The following is a 12,756-nucleotide window of genomic DNA, read 5'->3' as shown; positions in this document are numbered from 1 at the left end:
AACGGGCACCGCAGAGTCGAAAGTCTTGCTCGTTACTGGCACCGTTCGCCGGTGCGCGTTGGTGTGTATGTCGATGGGTACAACCTCTACTACGGTGGAAGAGGGCTGTGCGGACAGGGAACTCCCGGCTGGCGCTGGCTCGACGTCCGGGCTCTTGCAGAGCGCTTGCTAGCGAACGTACCGAGCTGGGCAGGTGCCCAGGTTCACCGAATCGTTTACTGCACTGCTGTAATCGATGCTGCGAGCAATCCCTCAGGCTTCCGCGATCAAGACATCTACCTCAAGGCCCTCACGGCATCATCGAGCGTCGACCTCATCGAGTACGGCAGCTACGTCTCTCGCGTGAAGTACGCCCCGCTGGCAGTGCAGGCTCAGAGTCGTAGGGCTGGACCCCAGCTCGTAACCTCCCAGTGGCCGATAATGGTTCAGGACGCGCAGGGCAATCCGGTAGAGGATGCGACATTCATGGTGTCGTACGCCCATCGAGAGGAAAAGGGCTCCGATGTCAACGTGGCTTCTCACCTCCTGGTTGACGTCCTCACATCCCAGGTAGACGCAGCCCTCGTACTCTCCAACGACAGTGATCTTAAGTTTCCTGTGTCCTACGCGAGGACAAAGGTCCCTGTCGGCACGATCAACCCATTGCGGAACTACCTGGCAGGGGCGTTGAAGGGACAGCGAGGCGGGGGTGTAGGCGGGCACTGGTGGAGGCAGCTCACAGCTGCGGACTTCCAAACCTGCCAGCTCAGCGACCCGGTCGTCGGCCCCGCCGGGACCTACGTACGCCCGTCCGGCTGGTAAGAGCCCTGTCGCCAGTTTCAGTTGCAGGTCGGACCTGGCTGCGCTAGAGTTCACTACATATACCACCCGGTTCCCCTAGAGGGGCCGGGTTTTCTTTTGGATCGAGGCAGCAGGCGTCTTGGCACCTCCATACCGGTTTCCGGGTAGCCCACTGCGGAGGACGAGCCAAGATCACCGTCTCGGGGCATCCCTCTCTGCACCGCGAGAAGCGATAGGGGGCATCCACCTCTCGGCCACGCCGCGCCCCGGCCGGCGGCCGGCCCACACCACACGTTCGGAACGCTGACAGTCGGCAGCGGCCCGGTTGGTATCCGCTGTCCGCGCCAGCCGCCAGCCGCCGGGCGTGCTGCGCCGGAGCGGAGCGGTAGCGGAGTACAGGCCGCGCGCCCAGGCGGCGGCGCGTGCGGCCCGTTTCGCCAGGGACGCCGTACGCTCCGGGTATGTCGGGGCTGGTGGCGCGAGCGGCTGAGCTTGCCGAGGAACAGTTAGCGGCGGCTTTGCCTCGGCGTTGGCGTCATGTGCAGGCTGTTGCCGGGAAGGCCGGCGAGGTCAGTCACGTCCTGGACCCGACGGACGCTGAGGTTCTCGTCGCTGCTGCGTGGCTGCACGATGTCGGGTACGCCCCCGGGGTGGCCGAAACCGGCCTGCATGCTCTGGACGGCGGGCGGTGGCTACGTCGTGTTGGGGTGTTTGACCGAGTGGCCGCTCTGGTGGCTCATCACTCGTGCGCGCTGTTTGAGGCGGAGGAACGTGGCCTTCGGGACGAGTTGGCCGCTGAGTTCTCGCAGGAACAGTCGCTGACGGCTGATGCCCTCTGGTACGCGGACATGACGACCGGTCCGGACGGTCACGACGTCGCCGTGCTGGACCGTCTGGCGGAGATCGAGCAACGCTACGGCCCGGATCACCTGGTCACCAGGTTCCGGGGACGGGCCAGACCGACACTGCTGGAAGCCGTCGGGCGCACCCTGGATCGGCTCGCGGTGTCCTAACCGATGTACGGCTTCGAGAGTCTCTCGTAGCCGTGATCGATGCGCAGCCGCATGGCATCCAACTGCTGGCGGCTGTCGAAGGGGTCAGCGGGGCAGGGCGGCAACACCGGTAAGAAGCGCAACACCATCGTGGGCGCGGACGGCCGGGCCGTCCTCGCGCAGCGCGTCGAGCACCCGGACTGCGTAGGCGGGGTCCATCCGCTCTGCCACCGTTTCGGGTGTCCACCAGTCGATTTGGCTCGTCTCGTCGGACGTCGAGAGAGTTCCCCCGGTGACCTTGGCGCGGAACATCAGCGCGAGGATGCCACGGGGCATGTTCTTGTAGACGCCGGTGAGCCGAGTCGGCTCGACGACAAGGCCTGTCTCCTCCCAGACCTCGCGGCGTACGCCGTCCAGCACGGATTCCTCAAGCTCGAGCACCCCGCCGGGCGGTTCCCAGTGAGCGTTGTCGCGACGTTGCGTCACCAGCACTCGCCCGGCTGGATCGACGATCACGGCAGCGACGCTGACGGAGTGTCTCGGGCTGCCGGTGGCATCGGTCATGGACGCAGGTTAACATGTTGTCGACACATGTATACCTCGTGGAGTTTACGATGAGCATCCGCAGGATCGACCCTGCCAGTGACCGAGCGGTCTACCGGCAGATCGCGGACCATCTCCGCGAGGCGATCGAGCGGCATGATCTCGCACCGGGCGCACAGCTTCCCTCGGAAAGCGCCCTGGTCAACGACTACGGGGTCAGCAGGGTGACCGCGCGCAGGGCGTTGTCGGTCCTCGTTACTGACGGCCTGGTAGTAGCCGAGCACGGCAAGGGCTGGTTCGTCCGGCGTCGGCCGCCGGTCAAGCGGCTCTCGTCGGACCGGTTTGCCCGGCGGAAGGAAGGCAAAGCGGCTTTCACCGTCGATATGGAGGCGAACCAGCGCAGGTTCAGTGTCGAAGTGCTGCACGTCGGGACTGGTCAAGCACCGACTGAGGTGCTGGATCGGCTAGGGCTCCCACGCGGCAGTGAGGTGGTGGTCCGGCGCCGCCGGTACCTGGCCGAGGGTCAACCCATCGAGTACGCCACGTCCTACATTCCGACGGATATCGGTGCCGGTACACCGATCGCGGAGCCGAACCCTGGTCCTGGCGGAATCTACGCCCGCATGGAGGACCAGGGCTTTGTCTTCGAGCGGTACGACGAGGAGACAACCGCACGGATGCCCACTGAGGAAGAGGCAAGGATTCTCGCGTTGCCCGCCGGGTCGCCGGTTTTGCACCTCGTACGGACGGCGGTGGCATCCGGTAGGCCTGTCGAGGTCTGCGACACGGTGCTGGACAGCGCCGCATTCGTGCTCTTCTACTCTCTTCCGGCTTAACGGTAGAAATTGGACGACGTGCGAGACATCGTTGACCGCCTACGTAGACTCGTGTACACATGTATTTGAGTGCTTGATGCTTCGAGTTGTCGCCCGCAGGGGGTGCGCCCTGAACGGGAGGTCCATTGTGAACCCAACCAACTCGGAAGCCTGATGGTGGAGATCGGCGCGATGGTCGGGGCGGCGCTGCTCGGCTTCTGCGCGGGGCTGTGGTCGTTCCGAGTGAAGTCCAGATGGTGCCCCAGCTGCGGACGTACCACCTGGCCGATGGAGCGAGGCGCCGACGGTGTGGAAAGGCCATGTGGCGACGGATGACCCGGTGAACAACCGGCTGCTCCGGACCCCGGAACCGAGCCCAGGAGATGTGCTGCTGATTGGGCGGGAGGCGAGCGTCCAGTTCGCCGACGACCGCGGCATCCGATTCCGGGTGATCGCGGTGGACCGGAAATGGACGTACGACGGCTGGATCTGGCTCACCGGCTACGTGCTGGACCGCCACGGCAACGCCACCGATCGACGCGAGATCTTCGTCCAGCGTCACGGACTCTACCGATTTCCCAAACGTACCGCGACCTGACTGTTGACCAAGGAGAACAAATTGATCATCGACGTACTGCATGACTGGTGGCTGCGCTGGCTCGACTGGCGTTCCGGCCGGTCCACGGCTTCCCGGCGACTGCGCGCGCTACGGCTGAGGCAGACGACATCCGCCCGGCACCGCCGCCTCGACGGCAACCGGGGACACCACTGGCGATCGGAGACCACCACCCTGCTGCCGACCCTGCGCCCCCTGATGACCTACGGCCAGCAACTCGGCTATCGACTGCCGCCCACCAGCATTCTGACCAGCCGGTGACCGTGGCTCACTGCCAGACGCCGGCGCGCATCACTCGGCGTACCCGCAGGTCGTCGTCGAGCTCGACCAGGTCGGCCCGGTGACCGGGGGCGAGCGCGCCGACCGTGCCGGCCAGGCCGATCGTCGCCGCCGGGGTGGTGGCCGCCATCCGTACGGCGTCGACGATGTCGATGCCGGCGGTGACCGCCCGGCGCAGCGCCGCGTCCATGGTCAGCGTGCTGCCGGCGATCGACCCGTCGCGGGCCAGCCGGGCCACGGAGTCGGACACCGTCACCGCCTGCCCGCCGAGTTCGTACGCGCCGTCGGGCATTCCGGCGGCGGCCATCGCGTCGGTGACCAGCGCGGTCCGACCGGGGCCGCCGACCGACGCGGCGAAGGTGAGGGTGCCGTCGTGCAGGTGCACCCCGTCGGCGATCAGCTCACAGGTCACCCGGTCGTCGCCGAGCAGGGCGAACACCGGGCCGGGTTCGCGGTGGTGTGGTGGCCGCATGCCGTTGAACAGGTGCGTACCGGCGGTGGCTCCGGCGTCGATCGCCGCCCGGGTCTGGTCGTAGCCGGCGTCGGTGTGGCCGATCGCGGCGACCACCCCGGCGTCGACCAGCCGGGCGATCGCGGCCAGCGCGCCGGTCCGTTCCGGGGCCAGGGTGACCATCCGGATCACGCCGTCGCCGAGGTCGAGCAGCCCGGCCAGTTCGTCCGGCCCCGGGTCGCGCAGGTACGCCGGGTTCTGTGCCCCGCACCGCACGACCGACAGGTAGGGGCCCTCGAAGTGCAGTCCGGCGAGGGTGCCGTCGGCGACCAGCGGGGCGAACCGGGTGACGGCGTCGCGCATCAGCTCGACCGGCGAGCTGACCAGGCTGGCCAGCAGGGTGGTGGTGCCGTGGGCCAGGTGGAAGGCGGCGGTCCGCCGGGCCGAGTCGGGGTCGCCGGTGGTGAAGGTGTGTCCGCCGCCGCCGTGGTTGTGGATGTCGACGAAGCCCGGCACGATCCAGCCCGCCGCCGCCGACGCCGACGAGGGTGCCTCGGGCCGTCCGCCGTCCGCCGTCGTCACCTCGGTGATCGTGTCGCCGTCGACCGTCAGGCGGCCGTGGTCGCGTACCCCGTCGGGGGTGACCAGCCGGCCCTCGACCATCATCGGGCGGCCCGCTCGGCAGGCTCGGCGACCCGCTCGATCAGGTCCGACGCGAGCAGCGCGGCACCGAGGCAGCCGGCCTCGTCGCCGAGCGCAGCCCGGACCAGCCGGGGCAGCCGGTGGAAGGTGGCCCGGCGGCGGACGGCGGCGTCCAGTGGGACGAGCAGCTGGTCGCCGGCCTCGGCCAGCCCGCCGCCCAGCACCACCAGTTCGGGGTCGAACATCGCCTGACCGATCAGCAGGCCGTCGGCGAGCGCGTCGACCGCATCGGCCCAGATCCGGCCGGCGGTCGGGTCGCCGGTGGCGGCCAACCGGGCCACCTCGGCGGCACCGTCGGGCCGGTGGCCGGTCTGGTCGGCGTACCGGCTGGTGATCGCCGACGCCGACGCGACCGCCTCCAGGCAGCCGGTCTGCCGGCAGCCGCAGGCCGGCCCGTCGGGGCGGACCACCACGTGGCCGAGTTCGCCGGCCGCGCCGTGCGCGCCGCGGTAGCCGGTGCCGTCGACGACGGCGGCGGCCGCTATGCCGGTGCCGATCGCCACGAACAGCACGTGCCGGCTGCCCTGGCCGGCGCCGATCCGGGCCTCGGCGACCCCGCCGGCCCGTACGTCGTGGCCGAGCGCCGTCGGCAGCCCGACCCGGGCGGCCACCAGGTCACGCAGCGGTACGTCGCGGAAGCCGACGTTGGCCGACCAGACCGCGACGCCGGCCGACTCGTCGACGACCCCGGGTACGGCGACGCCGACCGCGACCGGGGTGAGCCCGTCGGCGCGGGCGGTGTCGGCGAGCTGCCCGGCGAGGTCGCAGATGGTGTCGACGACGGCGGCCGGTCCCCGGGCCGCCGCGGTCGGGCGCCGTTCGGTGTGCCGCACCGCCCGGTCGGTCAGCCCGACCAGGGCGCTCTTGATGCCGGTGCCGCCGACGTCCAACGCGATGACGACCTCGTCGGACGGTCCGGGCGTTGACGGGCCGGCTCCGCCGGGCAGCGTCACGTCAGCACGACCGACCGGGTCAGATGGCGCGGGTTGTCCGGGTCGAGCCCACGGCTTGCTGCGAGAGCCACCGCGAACCGTTGGGCGAGGATCAGGTCGGCCATCGGGTCGAGCGGGCGGCGTCCGGCGGCCCACCGGTCGAGGACGGCGTACACGCCGTTGGTCCGGCTGTGCACGAACGCCGCGCCCGTCGCCGCCACGTCGTCGGCCAGGTGGTCGGGGATCTCGCCGAACGCCCACACCATCCGGCCCGGCCCGGCGATCGCGATCGGCCCGTGCCGGTAGTCCATCGCCGGGTACGCCTCGGACCAGAAGACGGCGGCCTCGCGGCACTTCAGCGCCGCCTCGTGGGCCAGGCCGACGGTCCAGCCCCGGCCGAGGAAGGTGGCCTGGTCGATCAGCGCCGGGTCGATCGGCAGCCGGGCCCGGACGGCGACCTCGGCGTCGGCGGCGATCGCCGCGACGTCCGCGCCGAGGTGGGCCCGCAGCAGCGCCAGCACGCTGGTGGCGAAGCGGGTCTGCACCACGGACCGCTCGTCGGCGTACGGCAGCGCGACGACGTGGCCGGCGAGCTGGGCGGCGGGGGAGCCGGGGTCGCCGACGAGCACCGTTGTGCGCTGCGGGTCGTCGACGGCGGCGAGCAAATCGGTGATCTCGGTGGTGGTGCCGGATCGACTGATCGCGATGATCCGGTCGTAGTGCCGGCCGGCGGGGAACTCGGAGGCCTGGAAGGCGTCGGTCTCACCGTGGCCGGCCCGCTCCCGCAGCCCGGCGTACGCCATCGCCATGAACCAGGAGGTGCCGCAGCCGACCACGGCGACCCGCTCGCCGGTGCGGGGCAGCGCCCGGGCGGGGGTGTCAGCGGCCTGTGCGGCCGCCCGGCGCCAGCACTCCGGCTGGCTGGCGATCTCGGCGTCGACGTAGCTCATCGCGACACTCCTCGCTGACCACAAGCAGCGGTGCTCGTTCGGGCTCGAACTGGCACCTTTTCGCGCGTCATTGTGCGCGTTCTCGTGACCGGGTGGCAACAACCGGGCTGGGGTGATGCCCGATCGCGCAGCCGGTGGTTTTGCCTGGCGGGCGTTTCGCGCATTAGTGTGCAGCAAACTGGTCACGATCTGCGCAGCGAGGCGTGGTAAGCAGCGAGGCGCGGTAGCAGCGAAGCGTGGGAAGGGGCGGCATGGATCGGTACGCACGCTGGAACGCTCTGCTGGAACTGCTCACCGACAGCGGCCGGATCACCGTCGAGGACGCCGCCACCCGCCTCGACGTCTCCCAGGCCACCATTCGCCGCGACTTCGACCAGCTCGCCCAGCAACAGATGATCACCCGCACCCGGGGCGGGGCGGTCGCCAACGGCGTCTCCTACGACCTGCCGCTGCGCTACAAGACCGCCAAGCACTCGGCGGAGAAGCAGCGCATCGGCACGGCCGCCGCCGCACTCGTCGAACCCGGCATGGTCGTCGGGCTCAACGGCGGCACCACCACCACCGAGGTGGCCCGCGCGCTCGCCGTACGCCCGGATCTGAACACCAGCGCGGACGGCGCCCAACTGACCGTGGTCACCAACGCGCTGAACATCGCCAACGAGCTGCTGGTCCGTTCCCGGATGAAGATCGTCGTCGCCGGCGGCGTGGTCCGACCTCAGTCGTTCGAACTGGTCGGACCGCTCGGCGGCGCGCTGCTGCGGGAGGTCACCCTGGACGTCGCGCTGCTCGGTGTCGACGCGATCGACCCGCAGCTCGGGGCCGCCGCCCACCACGAGGGCGAGGCGTCGATGAACGCGCTGATGGTGGCCCGCGCCAAACGGGTGGTGATCATCGCCGACGGTTCGAAGCTGGGCGGACACGCCTTCGCCCGGATCTGCCCGATCGACCGGGTGGAGACCCTGATCACCGACTCCGGCGCCGAGTCCGGCACGGTCGCCGCCTTCCGCGAACTCGGCGTGACGGTGGTCACCGCCTGAGCGGTCGGTCCCGTATGGTGTGTCCGGGTTTCGACGGCGGGCGCGCGGCGGAGGTGGCGGATGACGGCCGTACTGGAGATCTCCGGGCTGCGTAAGACCTACCGCAGCCGTCGACGTGGGATCCGGCATGCCGTCGACGGCTTCGACATGCGGGTCGAGGCCGGCCAGGTGCACGGCTTCCTGGGCCCGAACGGATCCGGCAAGACCACCACACTGCGTACCCTGCTCGGCCTGGTCGCGCCGAGCGGCGGCCGGATGGCGATCCTCGGCCAGCCGGTCCCGCAGCAGCTGCCGGAGGTGATCGGCCGGGTCGGCGCCATCGTGGAGAGTCCACAGTTCTTTCCGCACTTCACCGCCCGGGACACGCTGTCGCTGCTCGCTCAGGCCGGCGGCTTGGCGCCGCACCGGGTGCCGGCGGTGCTGGACCTCGTCGGCCTCGCCGACCGGGCCGGCGAGCGGGTCCGCACCTACTCGCTCGGCATGCGTCAACGGCTGGCCGTCGCGTCGGCGCTGCTCAAGGAACCGGCACTGCTGATCCTCGACGAGCCGGCCAACGGCCTGGACCCGGCTGGCATCCGGGAAATGCGCACCCTGATGCGTGACCTGGTCGCCGCCGGCACCACCGTGGTGCTGTCCAGCCACATTCTCGGCGAGATCCAGCTGATCTGCGACTCGGTGACGATCATCTCGCGGGGCCGCCGGGTCACCGCCGGACCGGTCGCCGAGGTGCTGGCCGCGCACTCCGCCGGCGGTCTGCGGGTGCGCCTGGAGGCCGCCGCCGACCTGCCGGCCGCCGAGACGGCCCTGAGCGCCGTTGACGGCTCACCGGTCACTGTCACCCGGCACGCCGACCATCTGCTGGTGCACGGGGTCGACCAGCCAGCCCGGGTCACCCGTACTCTCGCCGCCGCCGGCCTGTACGTCAGCGAACTGACCCCGGTCACCGCCGACCTGGAAAGTGTCTTCCTTCAGCTGACCTCCGAGGCCGACCGCACCGAGGCCGACCGCACCGAGGCCGACCTGACGGCCGATGCCGACCAGACGGGAGCCGGGCGATGAATCTGTACCGGGCCGAGCTGCGCCGCCTCGGCAAACGGCGCTTCGTCCGCTACCTGGTGGCCGCCGCGCTGCTGCTGCTGGTCGCGATCGCCGTCGGGACGTTCCTCGGCAACCAGAAGATCGGCCCGGCGGCGTACGCCGAAGCCGAACGCACCGCCGAGGCCGAGTACCGGGCCGGGGTCGAATGGGCCGAGCAGTGGCGGGCCGAATGCGAGCGCAGCCAGAGCAGCGGCGCCGATACGAACCGGTTCCCACCGAACTGCGCCGACATCGTGGCACCGACCCGGGACATGTACCCGGCCGAGCCGTACCTGCCGGCGACGTTCACCTACCACAGCGATTTTCCAGCCACCCTGTACGTCTTCGCGACCCTGTCCACCCTGGTCTTCTTCGCAGCCGGGGCGTCGTTCATCGGAGCCGAGTGGACCTCCGGCGCGATGATGAACCTGCTGCTGTGGCGGCCACGCCGGCTCCGTGTCCTGTTCACCAAGCTGGCCGCGCTGCTGACCGGCGTACTGGCGGTGACCGTGCCCGCCGTGCTGATGTGGACGGCGGCGCACTGGGCGACCGCCGTGTGGCGCGGTTCGACCGCCGAGATGACCGCCGATGCCTGGCGGTCCGTCGCGTTGACTGAGCTACGGGTGGTGGTGCTGGTCGTCGCGGCGGCCACGGTCGGCTTCGGGCTGGCCGCGATCGGCCGGCACACCGCGTTGGCGCTCGGCGGCGTCCTCGCCGTACTGGTGCTGGGCCAGTCCGCGATGAGTTTCCTTGCCGACGTGACCGACGCCACCTTCACCGAGGCGTGGGTGCTGCCGGTGTACTGGATCGCCTGGATGGACTCGTCGATCGAGCTGACCAGCTGGCAGGCGTGCGACGGGCAGCCCGGCTGCGTACCGCCGACCACGGAACTGACCTGGCTGCACACCGGCGTGCTGATGGCGGCGGTGGTACTGCTGGTGTTGGTTGTCGCGGCGTGGACCGTGCGCCGGCGTGACGTCAGCTGAGTCGGCCGGGCCAGCTGACGGCGTCGTCGCCGACACACCGCAACGGCGCAAACCGGCGGATGCGTACCCGTGGGGTCGGCGATTACCCTGGTGAGGTGCCGGCTGCTGACGAACCCCGGACCGGACCCGGCGCTGGGCCGGTCCCCCGGACGACGGCCGGCGTTCCCCGGCAACGCAGCGAGCCGGCCGATTTCCGGGGCTCCGACGACGCCGGCACCGAGCCGCTCGACGCCGCCGGCCGCGACGTCGATGGGTCCGACGCCGGCACCGGACCGGGCGGTGCGGACACCGTCAGCGGTACGCCTGCAGCCGGTCCGGCCGCGACCGGGTTGACCGAGCGTGAGCAGCAGATTCTCGATTTCGAACGGCAGTGGTGGAAACACGCCGGTGCCAAGGAACAGTCAATCCGGGACACCTTCGGTCTCTCCGCCACCCGCTACTACCAGCTGCTCAACCAGTTACTGGACAACCCGGTCGCGCTGGCCGTCGAACCGGTGCTGGTGGCCCGGCTCCGCCGGCTGCGGGCGGCCAGGTCGCGGGCCCGGCGCGGCTGAACCGGTCCGCCGGTGGCGGGCCGGTAAGGATCGGCCCGTCGGCCCGTCGGCGCGGGCCGGTCACTTCTCGTACATCTTGAGCCCGTTGCCGAGCGCGATGAACGTCGGTGCCCATTCGCCGACGAAGATGCCCCACCGGTCGGCCCGGTCGACGCCCGCCGCCTCGAACCGCTTGGACAGCACCCAGCTGGTCAGCGAGATCCCGATGCTGACGATGCCGGCGACGTACATGTGTTCGGCCCGCAGGCCCTTTTCGTGCAGTTGACGCAACATCTGTGGTCCCCCCTGTGTCCCGGGCGCCGTTGTCACGTGCGCCGCGCGGCTCGCGATCCTCGACACCCACCTACCGGTCAAGCTACCGTCGGTGACGGACTGGATTCCGAGAGTTGGTGAGAGATGCTCAGGGTGATTCCCGGCCGACTCCGGCGCCGGCGGTGACGAGCCGGTCGTCGGCCCCGCCGGCCGACCTGCCGACGATGCGGGTGGACGCCTGCTCGGTCGCCGCGCCCGGACAATCGGACAACGAGGACCAGATCCTGCAGTACGGAGACCTGGTCGGAGTGCTGGACGGTGCCACCGCTCCCGCCGGCTTCGACACCGGCTGCAGCCACGGGCCGGCCTGGTACGTACGCCGGCTAGCCGCCCGGCTCGGGTTGGCCAGCGCCGCTACGCCGGCCGCGTCGCTGGCCGGGTTGCTCGCCGAGGCGATCCGGGCGGTCCGCGACGACCACGCGGCCACCTGCGACGTGGACCACCCGGGCACCCCGTCGGCCACGGTGTGCCTGCTGCGCCGCTCCGGTGGACACCTGGACTACCTGGTGCTGTGCGACAGTCCACTGGTCTTCGAAGCGGCCGGGCAGGTCGGTGTGGTGGCCGACAACCGGTTGGCCGACACCATGGCCAGGCTGCGCGGACAGCACGATCCGCCGGCCACCGACGACCCGCGGCACCGCTACCACCGGGCCGTACGGTGGCAGCGGCAGTGGATGAACCAGCCGGACGGATACTGGGTGGCCGCCGCCGACCCGGCCGCGGCCGACCGGGCGCTCTGCGGCACCCTGCCACTGACCGGACCGGGCCGGATCACCCGGGCGGCGCTGCTCAGCGACGGGGCGACCCGGGCCGTCGAACGGTTCGAGCTGTACAGCTGGCCGCAGCTCATGGATCTGCTCGCCGAAGCCGGGTCGGCCGAGTTGATCCGCCAGGTACGGGCCGCCGAGACCGCCGAGCCGGATCGGGCGACCGGGCACAAGCGGCACGACGACGCCACGGCGATATTTTGTCTTTTCGATACCCGCTGACTCGGTCTGTCGATGCGTACTGAGCTGGGACAACAGCTGGCGGGCTGGACCGGGGCCGCCAGCCGACGGGTGACCGGTGTCCCGAAGGCCGTTTCGGCAGCGCTGGAACTGAGCAAATATCCGTCCCAGGGGCCGGTAGCTGGGTAGACGGGAGGTGCGGAATGAGTAAGGCAGAGTCGGCACCGGCCTGGGAGACTACCGCCGTGCGGCACGACGTGCGGTTGACCCCGATGAGCGACGACCTGTTGGAGCCGTTGCTCTCCGCCGCCGTGGCTGAAGCCGAGCCGGGTGAGGTGATGCCGCCGGTGCCCGGCCCGGCCGGTTGGACCGCCGCCCGCCGGGACGCCTTTCGCACGTTCTACCGGTCCCACTTCGGCGGCGGGCAGTTCGGGCCCGCCGGCACCATCGTCTACGCGGTCACCGTCGGCGGGGACGTGGTCGGCGGCATCCGGCTCAGCCGGCTCGACACCCCTTCCGTCGTGGAGACCGGCATCTGGCTCGGCCGGTCCGCCCGTGGGCGGGGGGTCGGCTCCGCCGCGCTACGCGCGGTGCTGGACGAAGCGGTCCGGCTCGGTGCCCACCTGGTCATCGCCCGGACCACACCGGCCAACCGGTCGGCGATCAACCTGCTGCGGCGGTGCGGCGCGATCATCGGGGTCGAGCAGGGCCAGGTGCACGCCCGGTTCTGGCTGGACGAGGCGTTCACCACCGACCTGGCCGGCTGATCCGGGCGCGCCGATC

16 protein-coding genes are annotated in these 12,756 nt (G+C 70.6%); 11 read left to right on the top strand and 5 right to left on the bottom strand.

Annotated elements, in window-relative coordinates; translation table 11 throughout:
* Positions 1-51: 51 nt before the first annotated feature.
* Together O7621_RS02005 and O7621_RS02000 are read left to right on the top strand one after the other, a co-directional pair.
* A complete protein-coding gene (locus O7621_RS02005) occupies positions 52-801 on the top strand; it encodes an NYN domain-containing protein (RefSeq protein ID WP_282232464.1) in 750 nt (249 codons plus the stop codon).
* A 440-nt stretch (positions 802-1,241) separates the two neighbouring features.
* Complete coding sequence (locus O7621_RS02000) at positions 1,242-1,793, top strand: HD domain-containing protein (protein ID WP_282232463.1); 552 nt, start codon at positions 1,242-1,244, stop codon at positions 1,791-1,793.
* An 84-nt stretch (positions 1,794-1,877) separates the two neighbouring features.
* Here O7621_RS02000 and O7621_RS01995 read toward each other — a convergent pair whose 3' ends face one another.
* The gene (locus O7621_RS01995; RefSeq protein WP_282232462.1) at positions 1,878-2,336 is read right to left on the bottom strand and encodes an NUDIX hydrolase; all 459 of its coding nucleotides are present in this window, start codon (positions 2,334-2,336) and stop codon (positions 1,878-1,880) included.
* Positions 2,337-2,386: 50 nt separating this feature from the next.
* Here O7621_RS01995 and O7621_RS01990 point away from each other — a divergent pair, with 50 nt between their 5' ends.
* From O7621_RS01990 to O7621_RS01980, 3 genes are all read left to right on the top strand, one after another.
* Complete coding sequence (locus O7621_RS01990; RefSeq protein WP_282232461.1) at positions 2,387-3,151, top strand: GntR family transcriptional regulator; 765 nt, start codon at positions 2,387-2,389, stop codon at positions 3,149-3,151.
* A gap of 319 nt (positions 3,152-3,470) precedes the next feature.
* Entirely contained in the window at positions 3,471-3,728 is a 258-nt protein-coding gene (locus O7621_RS01985) for a hypothetical protein (protein WP_282232460.1), read from the top strand.
* A gap of 21 nt (positions 3,729-3,749) precedes the next feature.
* The gene (locus tag O7621_RS01980) at positions 3,750-4,007 is read left to right on the top strand and encodes a hypothetical protein (protein WP_282232458.1); all 258 of its coding nucleotides are present in this window, start codon (positions 3,750-3,752) and stop codon (positions 4,005-4,007) included.
* A gap of 7 nt (positions 4,008-4,014) precedes the next feature.
* On the opposite strand, the gene nagA is transcribed toward O7621_RS01980, so the two are convergent.
* From nagA to O7621_RS01965, 3 genes are read right to left on the bottom strand one after another with little or no spacing between them, the layout of a single operon-like run.
* The gene (nagA, locus tag O7621_RS01975) at positions 4,015-5,142 is read right to left on the bottom strand and encodes an N-acetylglucosamine-6-phosphate deacetylase (RefSeq protein WP_282232457.1); all 1,128 of its coding nucleotides are present in this window, start codon (positions 5,140-5,142) and stop codon (positions 4,015-4,017) included.
* Positions 5,139-6,131: an ROK family protein gene (locus O7621_RS01970; protein ID WP_282232456.1), complete on the bottom strand. Its 993-nt coding sequence runs from the start codon at positions 6,129-6,131 to the stop codon at positions 5,139-5,141. The genes nagA and O7621_RS01970 overlap by 4 nt, the downstream gene beginning before the upstream one ends.
* The gene (locus O7621_RS01965; protein ID WP_282232455.1) at positions 6,128-7,060 is read right to left on the bottom strand and encodes a sugar isomerase; all 933 of its coding nucleotides are present in this window, start codon (positions 7,058-7,060) and stop codon (positions 6,128-6,130) included. Before O7621_RS01965 ends, O7621_RS01970 begins: the two co-directional genes overlap by 4 nt.
* A 251-nt stretch (positions 7,061-7,311) precedes the next feature.
* Between O7621_RS01965 and O7621_RS01960 the strand changes: the two genes are divergently transcribed.
* The 4 genes from O7621_RS01960 to O7621_RS01945 all read left to right on the top strand — a co-directional run bounded on the left by O7621_RS01960 (position 7,312) and on the right by O7621_RS01945 (position 10,714).
* Positions 7,312-8,097, top strand: coding sequence for a DeoR/GlpR family DNA-binding transcription regulator (locus tag O7621_RS01960; RefSeq protein ID WP_282232454.1), 786 nt, complete (start codon positions 7,312-7,314; stop codon positions 8,095-8,097).
* Between the two features lie 60 nt (positions 8,098-8,157).
* Complete coding sequence (locus O7621_RS01955) at positions 8,158-9,156, top strand: ATP-binding cassette domain-containing protein (RefSeq protein ID WP_282232453.1); 999 nt, start codon at positions 8,158-8,160, stop codon at positions 9,154-9,156.
* Complete coding sequence (locus O7621_RS01950) at positions 9,153-10,160, top strand: ABC transporter permease (RefSeq protein ID WP_282232452.1); 1,008 nt, start codon at positions 9,153-9,155, stop codon at positions 10,158-10,160. The genes O7621_RS01955 and O7621_RS01950 overlap by 4 nt, the downstream gene beginning before the upstream one ends.
* 95 nt (positions 10,161-10,255) lie before the next feature.
* Positions 10,256-10,714 (top strand): DUF3263 domain-containing protein, encoded by a 459-nt coding sequence (locus tag O7621_RS01945; RefSeq protein ID WP_282232451.1) that lies wholly within the window; start codon positions 10,256-10,258, stop codon positions 10,712-10,714.
* Between the two features lie 60 nt (positions 10,715-10,774).
* Here O7621_RS01945 and O7621_RS01940 read toward each other — a convergent pair whose 3' ends face one another.
* The gene (locus tag O7621_RS01940) at positions 10,775-10,987 is read right to left on the bottom strand and encodes a hypothetical protein (RefSeq protein ID WP_282232450.1); all 213 of its coding nucleotides are present in this window, start codon (positions 10,985-10,987) and stop codon (positions 10,775-10,777) included.
* Between the two features lie 161 nt (positions 10,988-11,148).
* Between O7621_RS01940 and O7621_RS01935 the strand changes: the two genes are divergently transcribed.
* Together O7621_RS01935 and O7621_RS01930 are read left to right on the top strand one after the other, a co-directional pair.
* Positions 11,149-12,015: a hypothetical protein gene (locus O7621_RS01935; protein WP_282232449.1), complete on the top strand. Its 867-nt coding sequence runs from the start codon at positions 11,149-11,151 to the stop codon at positions 12,013-12,015.
* Positions 12,016-12,218: 203 nt separating this feature from the next.
* Positions 12,219-12,740 carry a GNAT family N-acetyltransferase gene (locus O7621_RS01930; protein ID WP_281555819.1) on the top strand — a complete coding sequence of 174 codons (522 nt, stop codon included), beginning with the start codon at positions 12,219-12,221 and terminating at the stop codon, positions 12,738-12,740.
* Positions 12,741-12,756 lie beyond the last annotated feature (16 nt).

This window comes from Solwaraspora sp. WMMD937 (assembly GCF_029581175.1).
Lineage (GTDB): Bacteria > Actinomycetota > Actinomycetes > Mycobacteriales > Micromonosporaceae > Micromonospora_E.
This window is presented reverse-complemented; position numbering and strand designations above follow the sequence as displayed.